We start from the raw sequence: 22,837 nt of genomic DNA, 5'->3' as shown, positions 1-22,837 counted from the left end.
GGCGCCGCCACGGCGGGGGCGTCACTCCTCGTCGGGCGAGAGCGCGGATGCCCGGCGGGTGCGGATCAGGAAGTCCTCCACGCGAGCCCGGTCCGGCTGGGGGGGGGGGGGGAGCGGGGAGCGCTCGGCCGCCTCGTCGTTCTCCTCGGCCAGGCGGGTCATGCGGCGTTCGACCTCCGGCCACGGCATCTCGCCGCGCTTCACCGCCAGCAGCTCCTCCCGGGCCGGGCCCACCTCGATCGTGAGCTCGCCCGTGCGTAGCAGATCCCGGCCGCCGGCCAGCAGCCGCAGCAGATGCATGGCGTGCTTCCAGCGCGGCGCCCCGTACTGACGTACGTCCGCCTCCAGCTTCCTGCGTTGGCCCAACGCATACCGGACGAAAGTCTGATGGGTCAGCCGCGACAGGAACGCCCCGCGCAAGGAGAGGAGTTCACGGCCCACCGCGTCGACGTGTTCCACCAGTGGTGAGTGCAGGCACTCCAGCACATTGGGGTTGGCGCGCAGAGCAAGCTCGCAGAAGCGCTCCAGCTCCCAGGAGAACTGCTCGTCCGCCGGGCCGTCCACATGCGTCGGTGGCTTGTCGAATCCCCAGAACAGCGGGGTCGGCGCGAGGAAGACGCCGCGCCGATCGGTGTCGCTGCCGTCCGTGGCGAGCCCGAAGGCGCGTGAGCCCATCACACAGGAGTAGACCGTGTGGTCGCGTACGAGAGTCTCGGGATCAGGGGTGATCATGCCGGCGAGGGTACGTGAGCGAATATGTGTTGCACCGGAAGATCTGCGGCGCCACGATCACCTCCATGACGGTGATCGGAAAGGCTCGCCGCGCCACCCTCCGGTGAGCGCGATGCGACACGGCCAGGCAGTGGCTGCCGGCGGAGCCCTCCGGCCGAGGCGCTCCGCTCCGTGCACGCCACCGCCCCGTCTCACTGGGAGAGCACCGCGGCCGTCTCTCGCCCCCGCCCCTCTAGGCTGATCACGCAGAAGGATCACGCAGGCGGACAGCAGGCGCGACACGTACGAAGAAGCGAGGAGCACGACGTGGCGGTACGAGCGGTCCGTGGAGCCGTCCAACTGGAGCAGGACGAGGCCGGACACATGGCCGAGCGGGTCAGCGCCCTGCTCACCGCCGTCCTGGAGCGCAACAGCCTCGTCGCGGACGACCTGATCAGTATCTGGTTCACGGCCACTCCCGATCTGCACAGCGACTTCCCGGCCGCCGCGGCGCGCGGGCTCGGTATCGTCGACGTACCACTGATCTGCGCCCAGGAACTGGACATCGTGGGCGCCATGCCCCGCGTGGTACGGATCCTCGCGCACGTCGAGACGTACCTTCCCAAGTCCGAGATCGCGCACGTGTACCTCGGTGCCACCGCCGCCCTCCGCAAGGACATCGCCCAGTGAGAACCGCCCTCGTCATCGGAACGGGCCTCGTCGGCACCTCCGCGGCCCTCGCCCTCGCCGGGCGCGGTATCCAGGTCCACCTCGTCGACCACGACCCCGAGTCGGTCCGCACCGCGGCGGCGCTCGGCGCCGGTACGGGCGAGGCGCCCGAGGGCCCCGTCGATCTGGCGATCGTCGCCGTGCCGCCCGCCCATGTCGCCTCGGTCCTGGACACCGCCATGCGGGACGGCGTCGCCCGCGGCTACCTCGACGTCGCCAGCGTCAAGGGCGGCCCGCGCCGCGAACTGGAAGCCCGTGGCATCGACCTCGGCCCGTACATCGGTACGCACCCGATGGCCGGCAAGGAGCGGTCCGGCCCCCTCGCCGCCACCGCGGATCTCTTCGAGGGCCGCCCCTGGGTCCTCACTCCGACCCGTGACACCGACACCGAGGTCCTCAACCTCGCCCTGGAACTGGTCGCGCTCTGCCGCGCCGTCCCGGTCGTCATGGACGCCGATGCCCACGACCGGGCCGTCGCCCTCGTTTCCCACACCCCGCAGCTGATCTCGTCGATGGTCGCCGCCCGGCTGGAGGAGGCCGACGAGACCGCCGTACGCCTCTGCGGCCAGGGCATCAGGGACGTGACCCGGATCGCCGCCTCCGACCCCCGGATGTGGGTGGAGATCCTCTCCGCCAACCCCGGCCCGGTCGCGGACGTGCTGGCCGGGGTCGCCGCCGATCTGGACGAGACGGTACGCGCGCTGCGCGGTCTGCAGTCCGGCGACGACGACGAGCGCCGCGCGGGCACCGAGGGTATTGAGGACGTGCTGCGCCGAGGCAACGCGGGCCGGGTCCGGGTCCCCGGCAAACACGGGACGGCCCCCGCCTCGTACGAGATCGTGTCCGTACTCATCAGCGACCGGCCGGGCGAACTGGCCGGGATCTTCGCCGACGCCGGCCGGGCCGGAGTCAACGTCGAGGACGTCCGCATCGAGCACGCCACCGGGCAGCAGGCGGGCCTGGTCCAGCTCATGGTCGAGCCGAGCGCGGCCGCCGAGCTGCGCACGGCACTGCGCGAGCGGGGCTGGTCGATACGCCAGTAGGCGCGGGGCGGCGGGACCGGGAGGCGGTTGTCCACAGGGGTGCAGAGGACCGCGCCGACACTCGGTAACCTTGTGCGGGGCGGGTTCGCGCGTCCCCGTCCCGCCCACCCCGTGTACCAGGAAGGTGTCCACCACCGTGGAAACCGCAAGCGCCGCCACCCGGACGGCTCCGGCCGCAGTGATCGTCGCCATCGACGGGCCCTCCGGCACCGGCAAGTCGAGCACGTCCAAGGCCGTCGCCGCCCAGCTCGGCCTGAGCTACCTGGACACCGGCGCCCAGTACCGGGCGATCACCTGGTGGATGCTGAACAACGGTATCGACGTGCGGGACGCGATGGAGGTGGCGACCGCCGCCGCGAAGCCCGTCATCGTCTCCGGTACGGACCCGGCCGCCCCGACGATCACTGTCGACGGCGAGGACGCCTCGGGCCCGATCCGCACCCAGGAGGTCACCTCCAAGGTCAGCGCCGTCAGCGCGGTTCCCGAGGTGCGCACCCGGATCACCGAGCTGCAGCGCACCATCGCCGCCGCGGCCGACCGGGGCATAGTGGTCGAGGGCCGCGACATCGGCACCACGGTGCTGCCCGACGCCGACCTGAAGATCTTCCTCACCGCATCGCCGGAGGCGCGTGCCGCCCGACGCAGCGGGGAGGTCAAGGGCTCCGACGTCGCCGCCACCAAGGAGGCGCTGATCAAGCGGGACGCGGCCGACTCCGGCCGCAAGACCTCCCCGCTGGCCAAGGCGGACGATGCCGTCGAGGTGGACACCACCGAGCTGACCCTCCAGCAGGTCATCGAGTGCGTCGTCACCCTCGTCGAGGAGAAGCGGGCCGTGAAGTGACCTGTGCCACGGGCTCGCCCTCGCCGCGCGGTGCGGCGGTGGGGCGCGGGATCGGGATCGGCCTGATGTACGGGCTGTGGAAGCCCCGCGTCCTCGGTGCTTGGCGGGTTCCCGCCTCCGGACCCGTCATACTCGCGGTGAACCACTCTCACAACATCGACGGTCCGATGCTGATGGGCACCGCGCCCCGGCCGGTCCACTTCCTGATCAAGAAAGAGGCGTTCGTCGGCCCGCTCGACCCGTTCCTGCGGGGAATCGGGCAGCTGAAGGTGGACCGTACGACCGTCGACCGCACCGCCATCACCGACGCCCTCGGCGTGCTGGAGAACGGCGGGGTGCTCGGGATCTTCCCCGAGGGCACCAGGGGCGAGGGCGACTTCGCCTCCCTGCGCGCCGGGCTTGCGTATTTCGCCGTACGCAGCGGGGCGCCGATCGTGCCCGTGGCCGTACTGGGAAGCACCGAGCGCCGCGGACGGCTGGTATCGGCACTGCCGCCGTTGCGCAGCCGGGTCGATGTCGTCTTCGGCGACGCCTTCGAGGCGGGCGACCGAAGTGGGCGGCGGACGCGGAAGGCGCTGGACGAGGCGACGGTCCGGATCCAGGCGCGGCTGACCGCCCATCTGGAAGACGCCAGGCGTTTCACCGGGCGTAGGTAAGACTTGAGTAGTGGGCCGCGTGGTCGTGGCCCATCGATGATGACGCAAAGAGGAACGGACTTCATGAACGACCAGATTCACTCCGACGGCTCGGACCACGAGCACGGAGCGCTTGGCGACGCCGAGTACGCGGAGTTCATGGAGCTCGCCGCGGAAGAGGGCTTCGACGCCGAAGAGGTCGAGGGCGCGATCGGTGAGGCCGGTCACGGACCGCTTCCCGTGCTCGCCGTCGTCGGCCGCCCCAATGTCGGCAAGTCGACGCTGGTGAACCGGATCATCGGCCGCCGTGAGGCGGTCGTCGAGGACAAGCCGGGCGTCACCCGCGACCGCGTCACCTACGAGGCCGAATGGGCGGGCCGCCGCTTCAAGGTCGTCGACACCGGCGGCTGGGAACAGGACGTACTGGGCATCGACGCCTCCGTCGCCGCCCAGGCCGAGTACGCCATCGAAGCGGCGGACGCGGTCGTCTTCGTGGTCGACTCGACGGTCGGCGCGACCGACACCGACGAGGCCGTCGTCAAGCTGCTGCGCCGGGCCGGCAAGCCCGTCGTGCTGTGCGCCAACAAGGTCGACGGGCAGAGCGGCGAGGCGGACGCCACCGCGCTCTGGTCGCTGGGCCTCGGCGAGCCGCACCCGGTCTCCTCGCTGCACGGCCGCGGCACGGGCGACCTGCTCGACGCGGTGCTCGAAGCTCTTCCCGAGGCGCCGGCGCAGCGCTTCGGCACCGCCGTCGGCGGACCGCGCCGGATCGCGCTCATCGGCCGTCCGAACGTCGGCAAGTCCTCGCTGCTGAACAAGGTGGCGAACGAGGACCGCGTCGTCGTCAACGAGCTCGCGGGCACCACCCGTGACCCGGTCGACGAGCTGATCGAGCTCGGCGGCATCACCTGGAAGTTCATCGACACGGCGGGTATCCGCCGCCGCGTCCACCTCCAGGAGGGCGCGGACTACTACGCCTCGCTGCGTACCGCCGCCGCCGTGGAGAAGGCCGAGGTCGCCGTCATCCTGATCGACGCCGGCGAGTCCATCAGCGTCCAGGACCAGCGCATCATCACCATGGCCGTGGAGGCCGGGCGTGCCCTGGTGATCGCGTACAACAAGTGGGACACCCTCGACGAGGAGCGCCGCTACTACCTGGAGCGCGAGATCGAGACGGAGCTCGCGCAGATCGGGTGGGCCCCGCGGGTCAACGTCTCCGCCGTCACCGGCAGGCACATGGAGAAGCTGGTCCCGGCGATCCAGACCGCCCTCGCCGGCTGGGAGACCCGCGTCCCCACCGGCCGGCTGAACGCCTTCCTCGGCGAGGTCGTCGCCTCGCACCCGCACCCCGTCCGCGGCGGCAAGCAGCCCCGGATCCTCTTCGGTACCCAGGCGGGCACCAAGCCGCCGCGCTTCGTGCTGTTCTCCTCGGGCTTCCTGGAGCACGGCTACCGACGCTTCGTCGAGCGCCGGCTGCGCGAGGAGTTCGGCTTCGAGGGCACCCCGATCCACATCTCGGTGCGGGTGCGCGAGAAGCGTGGCCGCCACAAGTAGCACGCAGGCCCCACGACGGAGCCCCGGACCGTTTCGCATCCGAAACGGTCCGGGGCTCCGTCGTACGGTCAGGCCCCTCGCGATCCCGATCCCGGGGGCAGAGCCGCGGGCTGGGACCGCCCGGAGTGCCGCCCCACCCGCTGCCAGGAACCGAGACCGCTGGTGTGCGTGCTCGTGCCGCCGGTGTATCCCGTGATCCCGCTGTGTACCGAGAGGGCGGCGGAGTGACCGGAGTGGCTGCTCAGCGGCATGCGACTACCGGACCACCCGCTGCCGAAGGCCACGAAGCCGAGGTTCTCCTCGCCGCTACGATCACCCGGCAGCGCCCGGAACGACCGGCGGTACTCGGAGTACAGCGCGTCGTAGATCGGGGTGTGGGACTGACCGCCCGATGGGTCCTGCGCGGGGCGCATGGCAGGGATCGGGCTCGGGCGCTGGCGGGAGGAGTCGTATGAGTGCACGTACGTGCCAACGACCCCACTGGCCGTCGGATGCGGGCCCGGCGGAGAAATAGCTGTTCGCCGCAGGTGCGAGGTGCCGACGGCCACGGTCAGGTCCCGGCCAGCGGCATCGCGGCGGCGACCAGGAGCCCGCCGGCGGCGGCCTTGTCCAGCGCGTCGCGCAGCAGGTCCTCGCGGGGCTGCTGGCCGATCACCCCCGCCGGGGCGGCGAAGACGAGCACGGTCTGCGACTTGTTGGCCGTGGTCCGCCAGCCCTCGGTGACCTGGAGCGGCGCATGTGCCTGCCACCAGGCGACCGGCGCGCCGCCATCGGTGCCCGGCTGGAGCACGGCGTGCAGCTGGCCCATCGCGAGCAGGATCGACCAGCCGTGCAGCACCGCGGGCAGCCGGTCCATCCGATGGACCGGCTGGAAGCCCTGCTCCAGCAACAGCTGGAGGAATTCGTCCCCCCGGCTGCCGTCGGTGCCCGGACGGGCGATCGGGCCGGTCGGCTCGACGACGAGGGCCGGGTGGACCTCGTCGTCGATCAGGACGAGGCCGCTGGTGATCCCGAGGACGGCCTGTTCGGTGCCGGGGCCCTCCGGGTGCTCCCGGTGCTCCGCGTCGCCGCCGGTGATGCTGCGTACCGCGCCCTGAAGCTGATCCTCGGCGACCTGGACGACCTGCGAGGGGATGCAGGTCGCGTGCGCGAAGGCGAGGACGGCGGTCTCGTCACCGACGAAGAGAACCGTGCTGGTGCGTTCCTGTTCGGAGTCGCCGGGGGTGCGGCAGGAGGTGCAGTCGTAACTGCCTGGGGTGTTGTCGCCGACGAGCAGCCGGTCGGCTTCGACATCGCCGATCTCGGCGCGTACGTCCTCGCTGACGTCGAGCATGCGCGGCACGGTTGGCTCCTCGAACTCGGTGCGTGCGCCGGGCGGTTCCCGGCTCATGAAGAAGACAACGGGCGATCCGTGGCCGGGGTCACGCGAGAAAGGGAACGTAATCGAACCAACCGGAGCAGAGGGTGAATCCCGGGATCGGAAGGGCCGCTTGCGACCTGTTCATCCAGATTTTCCGCGTTTTCCGCGCGGTGATGTGGTCGACTCGACTGTGGGCCGGTTCGCTGATACGTCGACAAATCGGGAAAACGGGTGAAAGTGAAAATGGCTGAATCCGGCTGGTTCCTGAGTGAACCGCACACCGGCCTCCATCGTTATGGCACGTGTCGTTCGCAGCCGACCAGCCGACCAGCCGACCAGCCGACCAGCCGACCAGCCGACCAGCCGACCAGCCGAACCGGGAGACATGGCGATTCATGCATATTTCGTTCCTGCTCCACAACGCCTACGGAGTCGGGGGCACCATCCGTACGACGTTCAATCTCGCCGGGGCCCTGGCCGAGCACCATGACATCGAGATCGTGTCCGTCTTCCGGCACCGGGACGTCCCCGCGCTGGGACCCCCCGCGGGCGTGCGCCTGAACCACCTCGTCGACCTGCGGAAGAAGAGTCCGGCGTACGACGGCGACGCGGCCGAACACGCCCGCCCCGCAACCGTGTTCCCGCGCGGCGACAGCAGGTACCGGCAGTACAGCAGGCTGACCGACGCACGGGTGGCGGACCATCTGCGCTCCATGGACGCGGATGTGGTGGTCGGAACCCGGCCCGGGCTCAATGTGCAGATCAGCAGGCAGACCCGGCGCGGCCCGGTCCTGATCGGGCAGGAGCACCTCACCCTCGACAGCCACAGTTACCGGCTGCGCCGCGAGATCGGGCACCGCTACGCCCTGCTCGACGCACTCACCACCGTCACCGAGGCCGATGCCCGCGCCTACCAGAGCGGGTTCAAGCTGCCCGGCGTACGGATCGAGTCCATCCCCAACGGCGTGCCCGCGCCCGCAATCGCGCCCGCCGACGGCACCGGTAAATGGGTGATCGCCGCAGGACGGCTGCACAAGGTCAAGCGGTACGACCTCCTTGTCCGGTCGTTCGCCGGTGTGGTCGCCGCCCGACCGGACTGGCGGCTGCGCATCTACGGCGGCGGCGACGCGACGGGGAACGAGCGCCAGGCGCTGCTCGCGCTCATCGGTGAACTCGGCCTGCACAACCATGTGTTCCTGATGGGGCCGGTCAACCCGCTGGAAGCCGAGTGGCCGAAGGGTGCGATCGCCGCGGTCACCTCGGACCGCGAGTCCTTCGGCATGACCATCGTCGAGGCGATGCGCTGCGGACTGCCGGTCGTCGCCACCGACTGCCCGCACGGACCCCGCGAGATCATCGAGGACGGCACCGACGGACGCCTGGTGCCGGTCGGTGACGCGGCGGCGGTGACGGGCGCCCTGCTCGGTCTGATCGACGACGACGAAGCACGGCGCCGCTCGGGGCGCGCCGCGCTGGCCGCGGCAGAGCGGTTCGACCCGGCGCGGATCGCCGAACGCCACGAACGGCTCTTCGCCGAACTCGCCTCCCGGACCCCGCGCGACCGCGCGCACGGCGCTCTGCGCACCACACTGCACCGCGCCCGCGGCACTGTGCTGGACGGGGCGTACGCCGTGCGCCACAAGGCCGCCGATGTCATCCGCAAGGGGAAGCCCGCATGACCGTCTCCACAGAGCACCCGGCACCGCAAGCCGACTGCACCGCGGACGCCGACGGCGGGATCGTCTTCGACCTGCATCTCGGCCCCGGCCCCGAAAGGCCCGAAAGGCCCGAAAGGTACGAGGACGGGGAGGCGCCCGAACTGCTGCTCCGGCTGCGCGGCGCCAAGGACAAGGGCGGCGACGGCACCTCCGTACGACTGCCCCTGACCCCGCTCGGCGAGGGACGGCTGCGAGCGGTGCTGGCGAGCACCGTGGAGCCCGCAGAGGGCCGCTGGGACGTCCATGTGCGAGCGCCGGGCACCGACGACGACGGGGCGGTGGCCGTGGCGCCCGGGATCCGGGACGTCCGGCTCCTGATGGACCGCACACCCGACAGCGGGCGGATCACGGTCCGTATCCCGTACCCGACCGCCGACGGCCGGCTCGCGGTGCGCTGCTGGATCCGCTCACCGCACGCCGAGGCCGGGCCGGTCACCTTCGACGGGGACGCGATGACCGTGGAGGGCGCGCTGTACGGGACCGCCCTCGGCGACGACGCCCGCGTCGAGGCGCGACTGGCGGGTGCTCCCGACCGGACCTGCCGGGTGCCGGTCACCGGGAAGGAGGGGACGTTCTCCTTCACGCTTCCCCTCGACCGGCTGGGCGCCGGTCCGGTCACCGGGCGGCAGCTGTGGACGCTCTGGCTCGTGCCAGGGACGGCCGGCGACCAGGAGCCCTCCGAGCGGACTCGGACCGACGGGAAGCAGGCGGCCGGAAGGCCGGCCGGTGATGTACGGATCTCGCGCATCCTCGACGATGTCTGGGACCGCAGGAACACCTTTGTCTATCCCGGCCGCAGCGCCGGAGAGGGCGTCCGCGCGACTCCCTGCTACTCGGGCGACAACGACCTGTGCGTACGGATCGAACCGGACCCGGCACCGGCCCGGTAGGCCGTCGGCGATCGGTTGCGGACCGAGGCTGTCCGCAGCCCCTGGCAGACTCGCCCCCATGTTGGAGACCTCGGCACGGCTGCTGCGCCTGCTCTCACTGCTCCAGGCGCACCGGGACTGGTCGGGCGCGGATCTCGCCGAACTGCTCGGCGTCACCCCGCGGACCGTCCGGCGTGACGTCGCCAAGCTGCGCGAACTCGGCTACCCGGTCAAAGCCGGCACCGGCACCGGCGGCGGATACCAGCTCGGTGCCGGTGCCCAGCTGCCGCCGCTGCTCCTCGACGACGAGGAGGCCGTCGCCGTCGCCGTGGGGCTGCGCACCGCGGCGGGCAACGGCGTCGAGGGCATCGGGGAGACGTCCGTACGCGCCCTGGCCAAGCTCGAACAGGTGCTGCCGGACCGGCTCCGGCGCCGGGTGAGCGCGCTGAACACCTTTACCGTGCCACTGCTCCGCGGACCCGGCGCGTCCACCGCAGATCCGGGGGTCCTCACCGAACTGGCCGGAGCCTGCCGGGACAGCGAGCGGCTGCGCTTCGCGTACCGGGACCACTCCGGTTCCGTATCGCGCCGGACCGTCGAACCGCACCGGCTGGTGTGTACCGAGCGCCGCTGGTATCTCGTCGCCTGGGACCTGGACCGTGCGGACTGGCGGACGTTCCGCGCGGACCGGATCACCCCCACGCCGCCGCACGGCCCCCGATTCGTCCCCCGCGCCGCACCGGCCGAGGATCTGGCCGCCTATGTCTCGAAGGGGATCTCCACCACCGTGTACGCGAGCCGCGCGGTGATCCGGCTGAAGACCGGGATCGAGCACGCGGCCGAGCGGATCTCGCCGACCTCCGGGGTGCTGGAGGCGGACGGCGCCGACAGCTGTCTGCTGCGCACAGGGGCCGCCGGTCTCGATGTGCTGGTCATCCACGTCATGCTGCTGGGGATCGACTTCGAGGTCGTGGAACCGCCGGAGCTCAAGGACGCGATCAGGGTGGCCAGGGACCGGCTCTCCCGGGCCCTGGACCGAACGCTGCCACCACAGCAGTCCTGACGCGGGGGCCGATGCGTGGACCGGTGCATGACCGAGGGTGGGCCGATCGGGGGCGGACCAAGGGTCGGTCGGGACGGTTCGCAGACACATCGCGGACGTTCGAGTTGTCCGTTATATGGGCGGCAGTGAGCAGCTGTGGGGGCATCCCGGGCCTGTGGTGTGGATTTTGTGACGAGAAGATAAGGCTGCCATAAGGAAGCGTGAATTCCCGGTGGCATGCTCATTTACGTGGGTTATTCGGCGAAAGAATTCCAGCCGCTCGGAAGCGGGTATTCTGTTTTGTTTTCGGGTCTTCCGTGCGATCGTTTCCTGGCTTGTGTGATTACTGTGTGTCGGGTCGCGGACCGCATGTCGGGGTGGCGTGATGCGCGTGGCAGGCGTGTCGTGATCCTGTGACACAAGTGTGACCGGCAGGGGATGTGGGGATGCCGTGCGGCGGCCGGTGCCCCGGCTTCCGCCGCGGTCCGCGGCCGCCTACGGTGAGAGGCATGGCACACCTACCGACCCCTTCCGCCCAGCCCGACGACACGCCCGGCGCGTACGTAGGCCTCGCCGTCGACGTGGCCGAACAGCGGGCCCGCAGGCAGGGCTGGACCAGCGTCAGATCCCTGCCGCCCGGCGCGATCATCACCATGGAGTTCCAGGCCGGACGGATCAACTTCGAGGTCGACGGTGCGGTTGTCACCCGGTGCTGGGTGGGCTGAGGCTTCGCGCGGCCCGGACCCGGCATGCGCGAAGGCCCCGACCGGAGTCGGGGCCTTCGCGGTGCGGGGCGGTGGCTGTGCGTACCGGCCTCCCCATGGCTGCCGGGGTGTTCAGCCGCCGGACATCGGGCGGGCCGGGGCCGTGCCGCCGCGTGGCGTACGGTCCGCGTGCGGCGGGCGGCGGCTGCCGGCCGGGGTGACAGGGGTCCGTTCCGAGCGCACCAGATGGGACGGGGCCGCCGGGTGCGCCCGCGAGCGGGCACCCGCGACCGTGCCTGTCGTGGTCGCCGGGTGTCCTCCGGCGGCGACCGGCTCCAGTACCGGGGTCTCCGCCGTGGCGCCGACCGGCTGCGGGAGCACCACGGTCCGGGGTCCGCAGGCCGCGACGGGCACGGAGGGAACGGGACGGCCGCGTCCCCGCAGGGCTTCGCGCTGGGCGAAGATCCAGGCCTCGGCCCGGGTGATCAGCGGCTCGACCCAGGGCAGACCCAGCAGGATCAGCAGCCCCGCGGTCCAGCCGAGCAGTACATCGCTGAGCCAGTGGGTACCGAGGTAGACGGTGGTGAGCCCGACGCCGAGCGAGACGATCGCCGAGGCGGCCGACAGATAGCGCCTGGCCCTCGGGGTGGTCGCCAGATAGGCGAGGATTCCCCAGGTCACGACGGCGTTGGCGGTGTGGCCCGAGGGAAATATATCGCCGCCGGCGAAGAGCTCCGCCGAGCCGATCTGGGTCGCGTAGTGCGGGCCGAGCCGGCCCAGGCCGATCTTGACCGCGCCGACCGTCACATTGAGTAGCAGCAGCGAGGCACCGAGCGTCAGCAGGGGCCGCATCGTGTGCTGCCGCCAGGAGCGCCAGCCGAGCCAACAGGCGACCATGGTGGCGGTGGGGCCGCGCTGGCCCAGCACGATGTAGTAGTCGAGGAAGGCGTGGATTTCCGGCCACTGTTGATACGGCCGGAAGAGCATGACCTTCCAGTCCAGGGCCACCAGCCGGGAAGAGACCAGCACGGCAACGACGATGGCGAGATAGAACGCCAACGTCCCGCAGAAGAGAGCGATGCGGTGACGGCTCATCCGCGGCGGCTCTATCTTCGGCGGCTCCGGCTCCCGGTCCAGGCGGGCAAAGATGTCGGTACGCACCCAATCGACGTTACAGCGAGTTAGTGAGTGAACCGGTCGATCCGGTCTCTTTGTGATGACGATGTGATGTGGACTATGTCTCAGTCGGTCCTTAATTCCTGATCCGAAGAAGCGCGCTCAGGAGTCTCCACGCTATTGATTTCGCACTTATTTCGGAAGGGTGTTTGGGCGCGAGTAGAAAAGCGCAGGAGGCGCCGGTGTGAATTTCTCCGGCGCCTCGGGGAGGCGGAAGCGGACCGTATCCATCCGGTCACCGGCCTCCTTCTGTGCGGGCCCGGCGCGTGCTCGCGGCATGACGCCGAGTACCTTCTGTGCCGGGTACGGAGGAGGGGTGTCCGTGCAGGTCCGAGGGGTCCGGAGCGGCGGCCCGGCGTGGCGTACGCCACACTTCACGGGTCATCGAGGTATGAGGTGGACCACGTGTGAGTGCTCCGAACTCGCGTACGCTGACGGATCACTCGCCCGTCGATGCCGGGCCCCGGGAGCCGGTGAACAGCCGCGTTCCCGGTTGGCCCGCCGAGCGCGAGGGACCTTTTGGGAGGTACATGCATGTCCGGGACGACCACAGCCCGATTCCGGCTGCACTCAGCCGCCGACGGTGCCAACCGATGGGTCGTCCTCGTCGTTCTCTGCCTCAGTCTGCTGCTCGTCGCGCTCGATGCGACCGTGCTCCACGTCGCCGTCCCCGCCGTCACCGAGGACCTGCGGCCCAGCGCCGTCGGGCTGCTCTGGATCGTGGACGCCTATCCACTGGTCTGTGCCTCGCTGCTGATCCTCTTCGGCACCCTGGGCGACCGGGTCGGCCGACGCCGCATCCTGCTGCTCGGCTATGCCCTCTTCGGCGTCGCCTCCGCGGTCGCCGCGCTGGCGGACACTCCCGGTGTACTGATAGCGGCCCGTGCCCTGCTCGGTGTCGGCGGCGCGATGATCATGCCCGCGACGCTGTCGATCCTCCGCCAGGTCTTCCCCGACCGGCGCGAGCGGGCCGTGGCGATCGGTGTCTGGACCGCGGTCGCCGCCGTCGGCGCCGCCACCGGACCCGTCATAGGCGGCTTCCTCGTCGAGCACTTCTGGTGGGGCTCCGTCTTTCTGATCAATGTCCCGCTGATGGCCCTGGTTCTGCCGGTCGGCCGACTGCTGCTGCCCGAGTCGCGCGGCAGCAACGACGGCCCGTGGGATGTGCTCGGTGCGCTGATGGCCGCGGCCGGAGTGCTCGGTGTCGTCCTCGGAGTGAAGCGGGCGGGCACCGGTGAGGGGCTGCTGAGCCCGGCCACGCTGGGCCCGCTGCTGATCGGGGCCGTACTGCTCATCGCCTTCGTACGCCGTCAGAAACGCCGTACGCATCCGCTGATCGACATCGGGATGTTCGCCAGGCCCGCGTTCTCCGCGGCGGTGGGCTGCATCGTCCTCGCGATGCTCGCCCTGGTCGGGCTGGAACTGATAGCCGTGCAGTACCTCCAGCTCGTCCTCGGCCTGAGTCCGCTGGAGACCGGGCTGCGGCTGCTGCCGCTCACCTTCGCGGCCATGGCCGCGGGCGCCACCGGCTCGTACATGCTGCGCCGCATCGGGCCGCGCCGGATGGTCGGCTGGGGCTTCGTGCTCACGGCCGCCTCGGTGCTGGTCCTGACGGCGATGGGGCAGCACGACCGGCCCGGTCTGCTGACCGCGGCCTTCGTCGCGCTCGGCTTCGGGCTCCAGTCCACGCTCTTCGGGGCGTACGAATCCATGCTCAGCGAGGCGCCCGCCGACCGGGCGGGCGGAGCGGCGGCGATAGGGGAGACCTCGTACCAGTTGGGCGCGGGCATGGGGATCGCCCTGCTCGGCAGCGTCATGAACGCCGTCTACACCCCCGGACTCGCGAAACTTCCCGCAGCGGGCGTGCCCGCCGGGGACGGCGCGGCCGCCGCCCACTCGCTCGGCGAGGCCTACCAGGTGGCGGACCGGCTGGGCGGTCCGCCGGGCGAGGCGCTGCGCTCCACGGCCCGCCATTCCTTCATCACCGGGCTGCACGTCACGCTGCTGGTCAGCGCGGCTCTGCTGCTGATCGGGGCGCTCGCCGCGCTGCGGCTGCCACGGAGGATGGAGTGCCTGTCGCCGGTTCTCCGCGAACCTCACGAGGCCGACGCGAGCGAGGCGCCGGAGATCCACGGTCCGCAGGAGGCGCCCGTCGCAGGCTGTGCGCAGCGGCCGCCGGGGATACCCGCCCGGCGCCCGCGACCCGCCGAGGCGACCGGCTCTGGACGGGCGGGACACTGAGCCGTAACGTCGGTGCGACGCCATAACTAACACCGCTAGTTTTAGCATCGTGCGAGCCGCCGGAGGCACCCTCATGTCCACCACTCCGTCCTCGAAGCTCCCGCCCTTCGACCCCGCCGACCCGATCGGCATCGACGATCTGCTCAGCGCCGAGGACCTCGCCATCCGCGACACCGTCCGCGACTGGGCCACCGACCGGGTCCTGCCGCACATCGCCGAGTGGTACGAGAACGGCGAGCTGCCCGGCATCCGCGAACTGGCCCGCGAGCTCGGCTCGCTCGGCGCCCTCGGCATGTCCCTCCAGGGCTACGGCTGTGCGGGCGCCACCGCCGTCCAGTACGGGCTGGCCTGCCTGGAACTCGAAGCGGCGGACTCGGGAATCCGCTCCCTCGTCTCCGTACAGGGATCGCTCGCCATGTACGCCATCCACCGCTTCGGCTCCGAGGAGCAGCGGCAGCAGTGGCTGCCGGGCATGGCGGCCGGCGAGATCATCGGCTGCTTCGGCCTCACCGAGCCGGACCACGGCTCCGACCCCGCCGGGATGCGGACGTACGCCAAGCGCGACGGCGAGGACTGGGTGCTCACCGGCCGCAAGATGTGGATCACCAACGGCTCGGTCGCCGGCGTCGCCGTCGTCTGGGCGCAGACCGACGAGGGCGGCGCGGGCGGCGGTATCCGCGGCTTCGTCGTGCCGGCCGGCACCCCCGGCTTCTCGGCACCCGAGATCAAGCACAAGTGGTCGCTGCGCGCCTCCGTCACCAGCGAGCTGGTCCTCGACGAGGTACGGCTGCCGGCCGATGCCGTACTCCCCGGGGTCACTGGTCTGCGTGGCCCGCTCAGCTGTCTCAGCCATGCCCGTTACGGCATCGTCTGGGGAGCCATGGGCGCGGCACGCGCCAGCTTCGAAGCGGCCCTCGACTATGCGAGGACCCGGGAGCAGTTCGGCAGGCCGATCGGTGGCTTCCAGCTCACCCAGGCCAAGCTCGCGGACATGGCCGTGGAACTGCACAAGGGCATCCTGCTCGCCCACCATCTGGGCCGTCGGATGGACGCGGGCAGGCTCCGCCCGGAGCAGGTCAGTTTCGGAAAGCTCAACAATGTGCGGGAAGCGATCGAGATCTGCCGTACCTCGCGCACGATCCTCGGCGCCAACGGGATCTCGCTGGAGTACCCGGTGATGCGCCATGCGACGAATCTGGAGTCGGTGCTCACCTACGAGGGGACCGTGGAGATGCACCAGCTGGTGCTGGGCAAGGCGCTCACCGGTCTCGACGCGTTCCGGTAGACAGGTCCGGCGAGCGCCCTGCTCAGCTCTGGTTGAAGAAGCCGTCGGCCCGCCGGCCGACGGCTTCGCCGCTTACCACCTGGGTGTCGGCCGGGGTCAGCAGGAAGACCCGGGTGGCCACGCGCTCGATCGAGCCGCGCAGGCCGAAGGTCAGCCCCGCGGCGAAGTCCACGACGCGCTTGGCGTCGGTGGGGTCCATGGTCGTGAGGTTGACGATCACCGGGACGCCGTCCCGGAAGAGCTCGCCGATGGCCCGCGCGTCCCGGAAGCTGTCCGGGGTGACGGTGGCGATCCGGCGGCCCGTCTCCTCGGCCGCCTCGGAGGCCACCTGCACCCGGGGGTCGGTCACCCAGGCCTGACCGGTCCCGGTCTGCGCACCCCCGGCGTACTCGTCGTCGTCGTAGTACCGCTCGTCGTTGTCCTCTACGAGGCCCAGCCAGGCACTCGCCTTGCGCACCGATCCCATGGACGCCTCCTCTCACCGCGGTTCCGTGGTGTTCCGTATCTCTTTCGTGTCCCTATGGTCGTCCATGATGCGGATCGTGCGCCAAGTGGATAGTCGGCGCGCAGGGGATTCGTGACGGTACTGGTGCAGAAGATGTGGCGGTTCGTCAAGGTTCCTCCTGCATCAGGGGCCTGGAAGAAAGAAATATGATGCGCCGGTCCGTACGGGTGATGTAGAGGACGTACGGGTGAACGGGACGCTCGATACGATGCACGTTCGTGCGGGCGTACGAGCTCGGCGCACAGCTGAACGACTCTCGGGGGATCGTCGTGTTCGGAATCGTCAGGCCCTGTACGCATCGGTTGTCCGAGGGAATCAGAACCGAGTTCTCTGCGGACTCTGCCTCGCACTTGGCTCGGACCACGGGTAGTTCGCCCGGATCGTCACGAACTATGACGGCCTGATCGTCTCGGTCCTGACGGAGACTCAGTCCGCGCGCGCCACCGGGTGGCGACGCACCGCGGGGAGGGCGGCTGGGATCCGGCTCCAGCAGGTCTCCCCGCGGAACGCGCTGGCGGTATTCGCAGATGCCACCAGTGGGAACAGCAGCTACCGCTTCCGGTTCCTGCGACCCGCGGCCCCATCCGAGGACGGCAGTGTGACGGTCGACTTCAACCGGGCTCTGCTGCCGCCCTGCGCCTTCGCGGACCACTTCATCTGCCCCTTCCCGCCGCCCGGCAACACCCTCCCCCTCGCAGTCGAGGCGGGCGAGCGGAACCGTATCGACGGCTGACGCACCGCTATTTCGCCCCGGACATCGGCCCCGGCAGCCCATGTGCTGCCGGGGCCGCCCCGTGAGTCCGACAAGTTCAGGCCAGCAGGCCCCCTTGCGCCACAAGTTGACGCCTTGAATACTCCCGATCAGCGCTTGTCAGGAGCACGGCATTCCGGAACGCAGGCATGCCGCCGTGCGAACGACTGCGCCTCACGGGTCCGACCACCCCACAGGCGGACCCCCGAATTCCTTTCGGGAGGAATGAAAAGTGAGGATCAAGCGCACCACCCCCCTCAGTGGCACCGCAAGACGCATCAGGGCTGTCGCCATCGCCGCAGGCCTGGTCGCCGTCGCCGCGCTCACCGTCCCCACGGCCCAGGCCGACACCGCCACCACGTTCAGCGCCAAACAGCTCTCCGCCGCGAGCGACGCCGTGCTCGGCGCCGATGTCGCGGGGACCGCCTGGAGCATCGACCCGGCGACCGGCACCCTCGTGGTCACCGCGGACCCCACGGTTTCGCAGGCCGAGATCAAGCAGATCAAGCAGTCCGTCGGAGCCAACGCCGGCGCGCTGCGGATCGAGCGCACCTCCTCGAAGCTCAGGAAACTGATCTCCGGCGGCGACGCGATCTACGCCCCCGGCTGGCGCTGCTCCCTCGGCTTCAACGTCCACAGCGGCAGCACGTACTACTTCCTGACCGCCGGTCACTGCACCGACGGCAACCCGCCCTGGTACACCAACTCCTCGAACACGACCAAGATCGGCCCGACGGTCGGATCCAGCTTCCCGACCAATGACTACGGCCTGGTGCGGTACGACAATGCCTCGGTCGCCCACCCGGGCACCGTCGGCAGTGTCACCATCACCGGAGCGGCCAACGCCACGGTCGGCATGTCCGTCACCCGCCGCGGCTCCACCACCGGCACCCACAGCGGCAGCGTCACGGGCCTCAATGCCACGGTCAACTACGGCAACGGCGAGATCGTCTACGGTCTGATCAAGACCAACGTGTGTGCGGAGCCCGGCGACTCCGGCGGTCCGCTCTACTCCGGCTCGAAGGCGATCGGCCTCACCTCGGGCGGCAGTGGCAACTGCAGCTCCGGTGGCACCACGTACTTCCAGCCGGTCACTAAGGCACTCAGCGCGTACGGGGTCACCCTGAACTGACGCTCCAACACCCCGGTTTAGCCCTGGAACACGCAGTCGGCCGAAACGGAGTCCCCGCCCGAGATCTGGGCGGGGACTCCCGCTCACCCCACGGCTTTTGAGAGAATGTGGGGCAGGTCGGTCAAGCAGGAGCAAACGGGGGCGGATGCTGTGCCTCCCGGAGGGATGCCCTCCGGGGACCCCCGCAGACACATCAGGGGGTTCCAGATCCGTGAAACGCATCGGAGTGACCGGCCATCGCAGCATTCCGGAAGAGGCCCATGCCCATGTGCTGGCCGGGTTACAGGCAGCGCTCTGCGGCTTCGAAGGCTCCCTGGAGGCCCTCTCCAGTCTGGCGGTGGGAGCGGACCAGCTCTTCGCCGATCTGGCCCTGGCCCGCGGCGCGGAACTGACCGTGGTCATCCCCAGTGGCGACTACGAATCCAGTTTCGCCGACGCGACCGAACTCGCCCGCTACCAGGCCCTCAAGGACCGGGCGGTCCGGGAGATCCGGCTGGACTACCCGCACTCCACCGACGAGGCGTACTACGCGGCGGGCGCGTACATCGCCGACCACTGCGACCAGCTGCTCGCCGTATGGGACGGTAGGCCGGCCCGGGGCTTCGGCGGCACGGGCGACATCGTGACCTATGCCCGCAACCTGGGCCGCCCGGTGACCGTGATCTGGCGCGAGGGCGTGGAGCGCTGACGCCGACCGGTTCGCCCGGCCGTTCGTACGCGACCGGGCGAACCGGCGACAGGAAGGCTGACGCGTCCTCACATCTGGTGTCGGGCAAGCCAGTCGGTGTGCTGCGGGGAGACGATGCGTTCGGTCTCGAATACCGCTCGCGGCCACTGCTGCTCCGTCAGTGTGGTCTCCATCGCCACCTGCATCGACTCCAGATCCTGCTCCACCAGCGAGTGTGCCGAAATCAGCGGGTGGTGGCGGCGCATCTCGCTCCATGCCAGGCAGGCCGCCGCGGCGGCCGACAGTACCCCGGTCAGGGCGAAGGACTGGGTCACGGAGAAAGTCCTCAACAGCGCGAACACCAGGGCGAGCGCCGTCAGTACGGCAATGGTGGTCGACCAGGCCAGGGTGGCCCGCCGGGACACCTCCTGGCGTCTGCGGTACCAGCTGCGCTGCTCGATCAGCCGGTCCCGTACGTACGTCTCCTTGCGCACGGTGAACGCCTTGTTCCGCAGCTCGCGCATGGAGTCCGTGATCAGTCCGCCCGAGTCCGCGGTCAGGTCGCGGGGGTCGGCCCACCCCACCTTGCGGAGCTCCTGAAGGCCCTCTTCGAGGCGGTTCGCGAACATCGCCTCCGGGTGCTGGACGCGGGTGTCGAAAGGAGAGCCGTGCACCGAATAGCGCCAGCACGTCGACTTGATGAACTCCGCAGCGGACCGGTTGAGTTGCCATTGCGACTTTGCTTTGCGGTGGGCGGTGAGGTACGTCGTGATCAGGACACCCGCGTAGGCCAATACGCTGAGGACGTCGGCGAGTTGAAGCGTGCCCGCCACCTCCGCGTGCCAGGGCACCGCTGCCGGTATCGCGCCCGTGACCAGCAGGATCAGCTGGACACGGGTGGTGTTCACAGCCTCCCGCTGGCTCGCGATGGCGATCGCGTCCGTGTGGTGGAAGAGCTCCGGCAGATCAGCGTTCCTGAACACCATGCTCTGGAGCGGTCCGGGAATCGCCGTCATGTTCACCCCTGTCTGCGGTTATGTCGTCACTGCAATGGCGGAATCGATGCTTCCGTTCGGTTCGGGACTTCCTCACGTGACGCTCTGGTTGCAAGTGGGCGTCCTCAGTTGCGAACCGAGGCCATGAGAGTAAAGTCGTGCCGCCAGGCACTGCAATGGTGCAGATACCGTTGTCGCAATTCCTGTCTGGAACCATTCCATCGGAACGAACCCCCTCAAGGACGACCGTGAAGACCTCTGAATCCTCCTCCTCCTTCGCCGTTGCGAAGAAGATCCGTGTGCCGCTCGCCGAGATCGACGTCCGCGGCGCTGCTGCTGCCCAGAAGCTCGGCCGTGTGCACGCCGCGTCAATCGGTCACCGCACTCAGGCGTCGACGTTCAACTCGGCACTCTGAACCAACGCCCCGGCGCCCTCAACCAATGTCCCGAGTACCCCTTCGGGCTGGCTAGACTGGTGGAATGACAGGACCCCTGGTCCCTTTCCGCGAAGTCGTTCTCAAGGTCCACAGCAGGTGTGATCTGGCGTGTGACCATTGCTATGTCTACGAACATGCAGATCAGAGCTGGCGAACCCGCCCGAAAACAATCTCTGATCATGTCATCTTCCGGACTGCTCAACGCTTGGCCGAGCATGCCAAGGCACATGCACTGCCCTCCGTGTCAGTGATCCTGCACGGAGGGGAGCCTCTACTGGCGGGCCCCGTCCGGCTGCGGCGCGTCTGTGAAGAGCTCACCTCCGCCTTAGAAGGCATCGCGGAGCTCGACCTCCGTATCCACACCAACGGACTCCAGCTCAGCCCGCGTTATCTCGACCTCTTCGACGAATTCGGCGTCAGGGTCGGCATCTCCCTCGACGGCGACCAGGCCGCCAACGACCGCCACCGCCGTTACGCCGACGGGCGCAGCAGCCACCCCTTGGTCCTCAAGGCCGTCGAGCTGCTCCGGCAGGAGCGTTACCGCCATCTCTACCTCGGGCTCCTGTGCACCGTCGACATCGCGAACGACCCGCGCGCGGTTCTCGACGCGCTCGCCGAGCTCGACCCGCCGCTCATCGACTTCCTGCTCCCGCACGCCACCTGGGACGATCCGCCGCCCCGCCCGGACGGATCCCCCACCGCCTACGCCGACTGGCTTCTCGCGGTCTTCGACCACTGGCACGAGCGGGGACGCCCGGTGCCGGTGCGGCTCTTCTCCTCGGTGCTGTCCACGCTGAGCGGCGGCCCGAGCCTCACCGAGTCCCTGGGGCTCGCCCCCACCGACCTCGTCGTCGTCGAGACCGACGGTCAGCTGGAGCAGGTCGACTCGCTCAAGAGCGCCTACGAAGGTGCGGCGGCCACCGGATTCGATGTCTTCACCCACGCCTTCGACGAGGTCGCGGCCCACCCCGGGGTGCAGGCCCGCCAGCTCGGACTGGCCGGCGTCAGCGAGACCTGCCGGCAATGCCCCGTCGTACGGTCGTGCGGAGGCGGTCTGTACACCCACCGGTACCGCTCCACGGGGCCGTCCGGCGCATTCGACAACCCGTCCGTGTACTGCGCCGATCTGGCCGCCCTGGTGCGCGGCATCGAGGCGCGTACGGCGGCGGTCCTCGTCGCGCCCGCGGTGGCCGAGCCCGTCGAACTGGTCGCCGCCCAGCAGGACCTCACCCGCACCCTGCTCGCCCTGCTCAACGTCGACATCGGACAGCACGGCGGCGAGCAGTGGGCGGCCGCCTGGGAGCTGGCTGCCACCATCGAGGCGTCCGAGGAGGGGGCCCGCGGTCTGAACGAGGTGCTGGCGCACCCGTACACCCGCACCTGGCTGCTCGACGCGATGGAACTGGTCCACGAGCGGACCGGGGCCGTACAGGTGACGCGCCGGATGTCGGCCTGCCTCGCGGCCGCCGTCTTACGGACCGGCCTGGACCTGCCCGTACGGGTGCCCTTCTCGGGCGGCCGGATCTTCCTCCCCGGCCTCGGCGAGTTGCGGATCGAGAACGCGGGGGAGGACGGCACGGCGCTCCTGCGCGCCACCGAGGACGGCTTCCGCGTCCGGCGGGAAAGCGGCGACGCGGCCGAACGCCGCATCGTACGGTCGGAGGCGGCCGGTCCCGGCTGGCGGCCGTTGCGCCGGATCCCGACACCCGGTTCGGCGGCCGGCCTCGTGCTCGACGACCTCGACCCGTACCGCGACTGCTACTCCTCGCCCGCCGCGGACGCGCTCGACGACCGGGCCGCCGCCGACCTGGTGGTCCGGATCGGCGAGGCATGGACGCTCATCGAGGCGAAGGCGCCCGGGCGTACGGAGGAGATGGCCGGTGGTCTCACCACCCTCACCCCGCTGGCCGGCCCGGCCCCGAGTGAGCCCGCCGTCGGGCGGCACGGATACGGCGCGCTGGGGTTTTCCCCGGACGGCAGTTCCGAGGAACTGGCGATCGCTCTGCTGCGCGGTTTCCGGCGGGCCGAATTGCGGGCACTTAGGGATGTCACGGATCTTTACGCGGCAGACGGCTCCTGGGAACATCGGATGCCCTGGCAGGAAGAACCAGTTCCGTTTTCCCGGTTGCTGGCCGACACCTATGAGCGGATCGCGTTGGGGGCTTTCGACCCGCGCTGTCTGGAGGGCGTACCGCAGGCCCTCGACGCTCTGGAAAGTGCCGCCGAACTGACCATCAGCGGGAAACGGCTGCTGGATCGTATGCGGAAGGAGATCTGAGGATCGCATTCCGGTTCGGCCGGGGCTGTCCGTACGCACAGGACAACTGGGAGGAACAGACGCAGACCCGATTCGATCAAGGATCGATCGATGGAACCTGGGAATGTATGACTGAAAAAAGGCGTTGAATGACCGAACGCCATGGGGGTGGAGCAACGTCCGCT

General features: G+C 70.0%; 21 protein-coding genes and 2 pseudogenes. 17 read left to right on the top strand and 6 right to left on the bottom strand.

Annotated features, from left to right (window positions below):
• Positions 1-21 precede the first annotated feature (21 nt).
• Positions 22-732 (bottom strand): DNA polymerase beta superfamily protein, encoded by a 711-nt coding sequence (locus tag OG936_RS06225; RefSeq protein WP_406493097.1) that lies wholly within the window; start codon positions 730-732, stop codon positions 22-24.
• Between the two features lie 306 nt (positions 733-1,038).
• Between OG936_RS06225 and aroH the strand changes: the two genes are divergently transcribed.
• The 5 genes from aroH (at position 1,039) to der (ending at position 5,513) form a co-directional block, all read left to right on the top strand.
• Entirely contained in the window at positions 1,039-1,401 is a 363-nt protein-coding gene (aroH, locus tag OG936_RS06220) for a chorismate mutase (protein WP_266745348.1), read from the top strand.
• A complete protein-coding gene (locus OG936_RS06215; RefSeq protein WP_406493095.1) occupies positions 1,398-2,483 on the top strand; it encodes a prephenate dehydrogenase in 1,086 nt (361 codons plus the stop codon). Before aroH ends, OG936_RS06215 begins: the two co-directional genes overlap by 4 nt.
• A gap of 124 nt (positions 2,484-2,607) precedes the next feature.
• A complete protein-coding gene (gene cmk, locus OG936_RS06210; RefSeq protein WP_406493094.1) occupies positions 2,608-3,324 on the top strand; it encodes a (d)CMP kinase in 717 nt (238 codons plus the stop codon).
• Positions 3,321-3,980 carry a lysophospholipid acyltransferase family protein gene (locus OG936_RS06205; RefSeq protein WP_406493093.1) on the top strand — a complete coding sequence of 220 codons (660 nt, stop codon included), beginning with the start codon at positions 3,321-3,323 and terminating at the stop codon, positions 3,978-3,980. Before cmk ends, OG936_RS06205 begins: the two co-directional genes overlap by 4 nt.
• 63 nt (positions 3,981-4,043) lie before the next feature.
• Positions 4,044-5,513, top strand: a complete 1,470-nt coding sequence (gene der / locus OG936_RS06200) for a ribosome biogenesis GTPase Der (protein WP_406493092.1) — start codon at positions 4,044-4,046, stop codon at positions 5,511-5,513.
• Between the two features lie 68 nt (positions 5,514-5,581).
• On the opposite strand, the gene OG936_RS06195 is transcribed toward der, so the two are convergent.
• Entirely contained in the window at positions 5,582-5,926 is a 345-nt protein-coding gene (locus OG936_RS06195) for a hypothetical protein (protein ID WP_406493090.1), read from the bottom strand.
• Positions 5,927-6,063: 137 nt separating this feature from the next.
• Entirely contained in the window at positions 6,064-6,855 is a 792-nt protein-coding gene (locus tag OG936_RS06190) for a hypothetical protein (RefSeq protein WP_406493088.1), read from the bottom strand.
• A 413-nt stretch (positions 6,856-7,268) separates the two neighbouring features.
• On the opposite strand from OG936_RS06190, the gene OG936_RS06185 reads away from it, so the two are divergent.
• From OG936_RS06185 to OG936_RS06170, 4 genes are all read left to right on the top strand, one after another.
• Complete coding sequence (locus OG936_RS06185) at positions 7,269-8,552, top strand: glycosyltransferase family 4 protein (protein ID WP_406493086.1); 1,284 nt, start codon at positions 7,269-7,271, stop codon at positions 8,550-8,552.
• A complete protein-coding gene (locus OG936_RS06180) occupies positions 8,549-9,481 on the top strand; it encodes a transferase (RefSeq protein WP_406493084.1) in 933 nt (310 codons plus the stop codon). The genes OG936_RS06185 and OG936_RS06180 overlap by 4 nt, the downstream gene beginning before the upstream one ends.
• A gap of 58 nt (positions 9,482-9,539) precedes the next feature.
• Entirely contained in the window at positions 9,540-10,523 is a 984-nt protein-coding gene (locus OG936_RS06175) for a helix-turn-helix transcriptional regulator (RefSeq protein WP_406493083.1), read from the top strand.
• 488 nt (positions 10,524-11,011) lie between these two features.
• The gene (locus OG936_RS06170; RefSeq protein ID WP_406493081.1) at positions 11,012-11,227 is read left to right on the top strand and encodes an I78 family peptidase inhibitor; all 216 of its coding nucleotides are present in this window, start codon (positions 11,012-11,014) and stop codon (positions 11,225-11,227) included.
• A gap of 111 nt (positions 11,228-11,338) precedes the next feature.
• Here the strand turns inward: OG936_RS06170 and OG936_RS06165 are convergent, their stop codons facing one another.
• Positions 11,339-12,367, bottom strand: coding sequence for a phosphatase PAP2 family protein (locus OG936_RS06165; RefSeq protein ID WP_406493079.1), 1,029 nt, complete (start codon positions 12,365-12,367; stop codon positions 11,339-11,341).
• 549 nt (positions 12,368-12,916) lie between these two features.
• On the opposite strand from OG936_RS06165, the gene OG936_RS06160 reads away from it, so the two are divergent.
• Both OG936_RS06160 and OG936_RS06155 read left to right on the top strand, forming a co-directional pair.
• On the top strand, positions 12,917-14,623 hold the full coding sequence (locus OG936_RS06160) for an MFS transporter (RefSeq protein ID WP_406493077.1): 1,707 nt from the start codon (positions 12,917-12,919) through the stop codon (positions 14,621-14,623).
• A 73-nt stretch (positions 14,624-14,696) separates the two neighbouring features.
• The gene (locus tag OG936_RS06155; RefSeq protein WP_406493075.1) at positions 14,697-15,908 is read left to right on the top strand and encodes an acyl-CoA dehydrogenase family protein; all 1,212 of its coding nucleotides are present in this window, start codon (positions 14,697-14,699) and stop codon (positions 15,906-15,908) included.
• A gap of 22 nt (positions 15,909-15,930) precedes the next feature.
• Here the strand turns inward: OG936_RS06155 and OG936_RS06150 are convergent, their stop codons facing one another.
• Positions 15,931-16,374, bottom strand: a complete 444-nt coding sequence (locus OG936_RS06150) for a cell division protein SepF (protein WP_406493073.1) — start codon at positions 16,372-16,374, stop codon at positions 15,931-15,933.
• 308 nt (positions 16,375-16,682) lie between these two features.
• Between OG936_RS06150 and OG936_RS06145 the strand changes: the two are divergent.
• The 4 genes and pseudogenes from OG936_RS06145 to OG936_RS06130 form a co-directional block, all read left to right on the top strand.
• A pseudogene (locus tag OG936_RS06145) lies at positions 16,683-16,879 on the top strand (hypothetical protein); the annotation flags it as partial.
• Positions 16,880-16,885: 6 nt separating this feature from the next.
• Positions 16,886-17,146: pseudogene (locus OG936_RS06140) on the top strand (DUF1684 domain-containing protein); the annotation flags it as partial.
• Between the two features lie 250 nt (positions 17,147-17,396).
• Positions 17,397-18,296 (top strand): S1 family peptidase, encoded by a 900-nt coding sequence (locus OG936_RS06135; protein ID WP_406493071.1) that lies wholly within the window; start codon positions 17,397-17,399, stop codon positions 18,294-18,296.
• 211 nt (positions 18,297-18,507) lie between these two features.
• Positions 18,508-18,984 carry a hypothetical protein gene (locus OG936_RS06130; RefSeq protein WP_406493069.1) on the top strand — a complete coding sequence of 159 codons (477 nt, stop codon included), beginning with the start codon at positions 18,508-18,510 and terminating at the stop codon, positions 18,982-18,984.
• Positions 18,985-19,052: 68 nt separating this feature from the next.
• On the opposite strand, the gene OG936_RS06125 is transcribed toward OG936_RS06130, so the two are convergent.
• A complete protein-coding gene (locus OG936_RS06125) occupies positions 19,053-19,979 on the bottom strand; it encodes a DUF4231 domain-containing protein (RefSeq protein WP_406493067.1) in 927 nt (308 codons plus the stop codon).
• A gap of 227 nt (positions 19,980-20,206) precedes the next feature.
• On the opposite strand from OG936_RS06125, the gene fxsA reads away from it, so the two are divergent.
• Both fxsA and fxsBH read left to right on the top strand, forming a co-directional pair.
• Positions 20,207-20,374: an FxSxx-COOH cyclophane-containing RiPP peptide gene (fxsA, locus tag OG936_RS06120; protein WP_406493065.1), complete on the top strand. Its 168-nt coding sequence runs from the start codon at positions 20,207-20,209 to the stop codon at positions 20,372-20,374.
• Between the two features lie 64 nt (positions 20,375-20,438).
• A complete protein-coding gene (fxsBH, locus tag OG936_RS06115) occupies positions 20,439-22,673 on the top strand; it encodes a radical SAM/SPASM protein FxsBH, inactivated beta-hydroxylase extension form (protein ID WP_406493063.1) in 2,235 nt (744 codons plus the stop codon).
• The last annotated feature ends 164 nt before the right edge of the window (positions 22,674-22,837 follow it).

The organism is Streptomyces sp. NBC_00846, assembly GCF_045207325.1.
Taxonomy (GTDB): domain Bacteria; phylum Actinomycetota; class Actinomycetes; order Streptomycetales; family Streptomycetaceae; genus Streptomyces.
Note: the sequence above shows the minus strand (reverse complement) of the source record. Positions and strands in the feature narration are given on the sequence as shown.

Excerpts from the sequence above, each read along its gene's own strand:
- OG936_RS06150 (WP_406493073.1), bottom strand. The coding sequence starts at position 16,374 with ATGGGATCGGTGCGCAAGGCGAGTGCCTGGCTGGGCCTCGTAGAGGAC.
- OG936_RS06180 (WP_406493084.1), top strand. The coding sequence starts at position 8,549 with ATGACCGTCTCCACAGAGCACCCGGCACCGCAAGCCGACTGCACCGCG.
- OG936_RS06185 (WP_406493086.1), top strand. The coding sequence starts at position 7,269 with ATGCATATTTCGTTCCTGCTCCACAACGCCTACGGAGTCGGGGGCACC.
- OG936_RS06125 (WP_406493067.1), bottom strand. The coding sequence starts at position 19,979 with ATGACGGCGATTCCCGGACCGCTCCAGAGCATGGTGTTCAGGAACGCT.
- OG936_RS06175 (WP_406493083.1), top strand. The coding sequence starts at position 9,540 with ATGTTGGAGACCTCGGCACGGCTGCTGCGCCTGCTCTCACTGCTCCAG.
- OG936_RS06170 (WP_406493081.1), top strand. The coding sequence starts at position 11,012 with ATGGCACACCTACCGACCCCTTCCGCCCAGCCCGACGACACGCCCGGC.
- der (WP_406493092.1), top strand. The coding sequence starts at position 4,044 with ATGAACGACCAGATTCACTCCGACGGCTCGGACCACGAGCACGGAGCG.
- OG936_RS06195 (WP_406493090.1), bottom strand. The coding sequence starts at position 5,926 with ATGCGCCCCGCGCAGGACCCATCGGGCGGTCAGTCCCACACCCCGATC.
- OG936_RS06160 (WP_406493077.1), top strand. The coding sequence starts at position 12,917 with ATGTCCGGGACGACCACAGCCCGATTCCGGCTGCACTCAGCCGCCGAC.
- OG936_RS06225 (WP_406493097.1), bottom strand. The coding sequence starts at position 732 with ATGATCACCCCTGATCCCGAGACTCTCGTACGCGACCACACGGTCTAC.
- fxsBH (WP_406493063.1), top strand. The coding sequence starts at position 20,439 with ATGACAGGACCCCTGGTCCCTTTCCGCGAAGTCGTTCTCAAGGTCCAC.
- OG936_RS06155 (WP_406493075.1), top strand. The coding sequence starts at position 14,697 with ATGTCCACCACTCCGTCCTCGAAGCTCCCGCCCTTCGACCCCGCCGAC.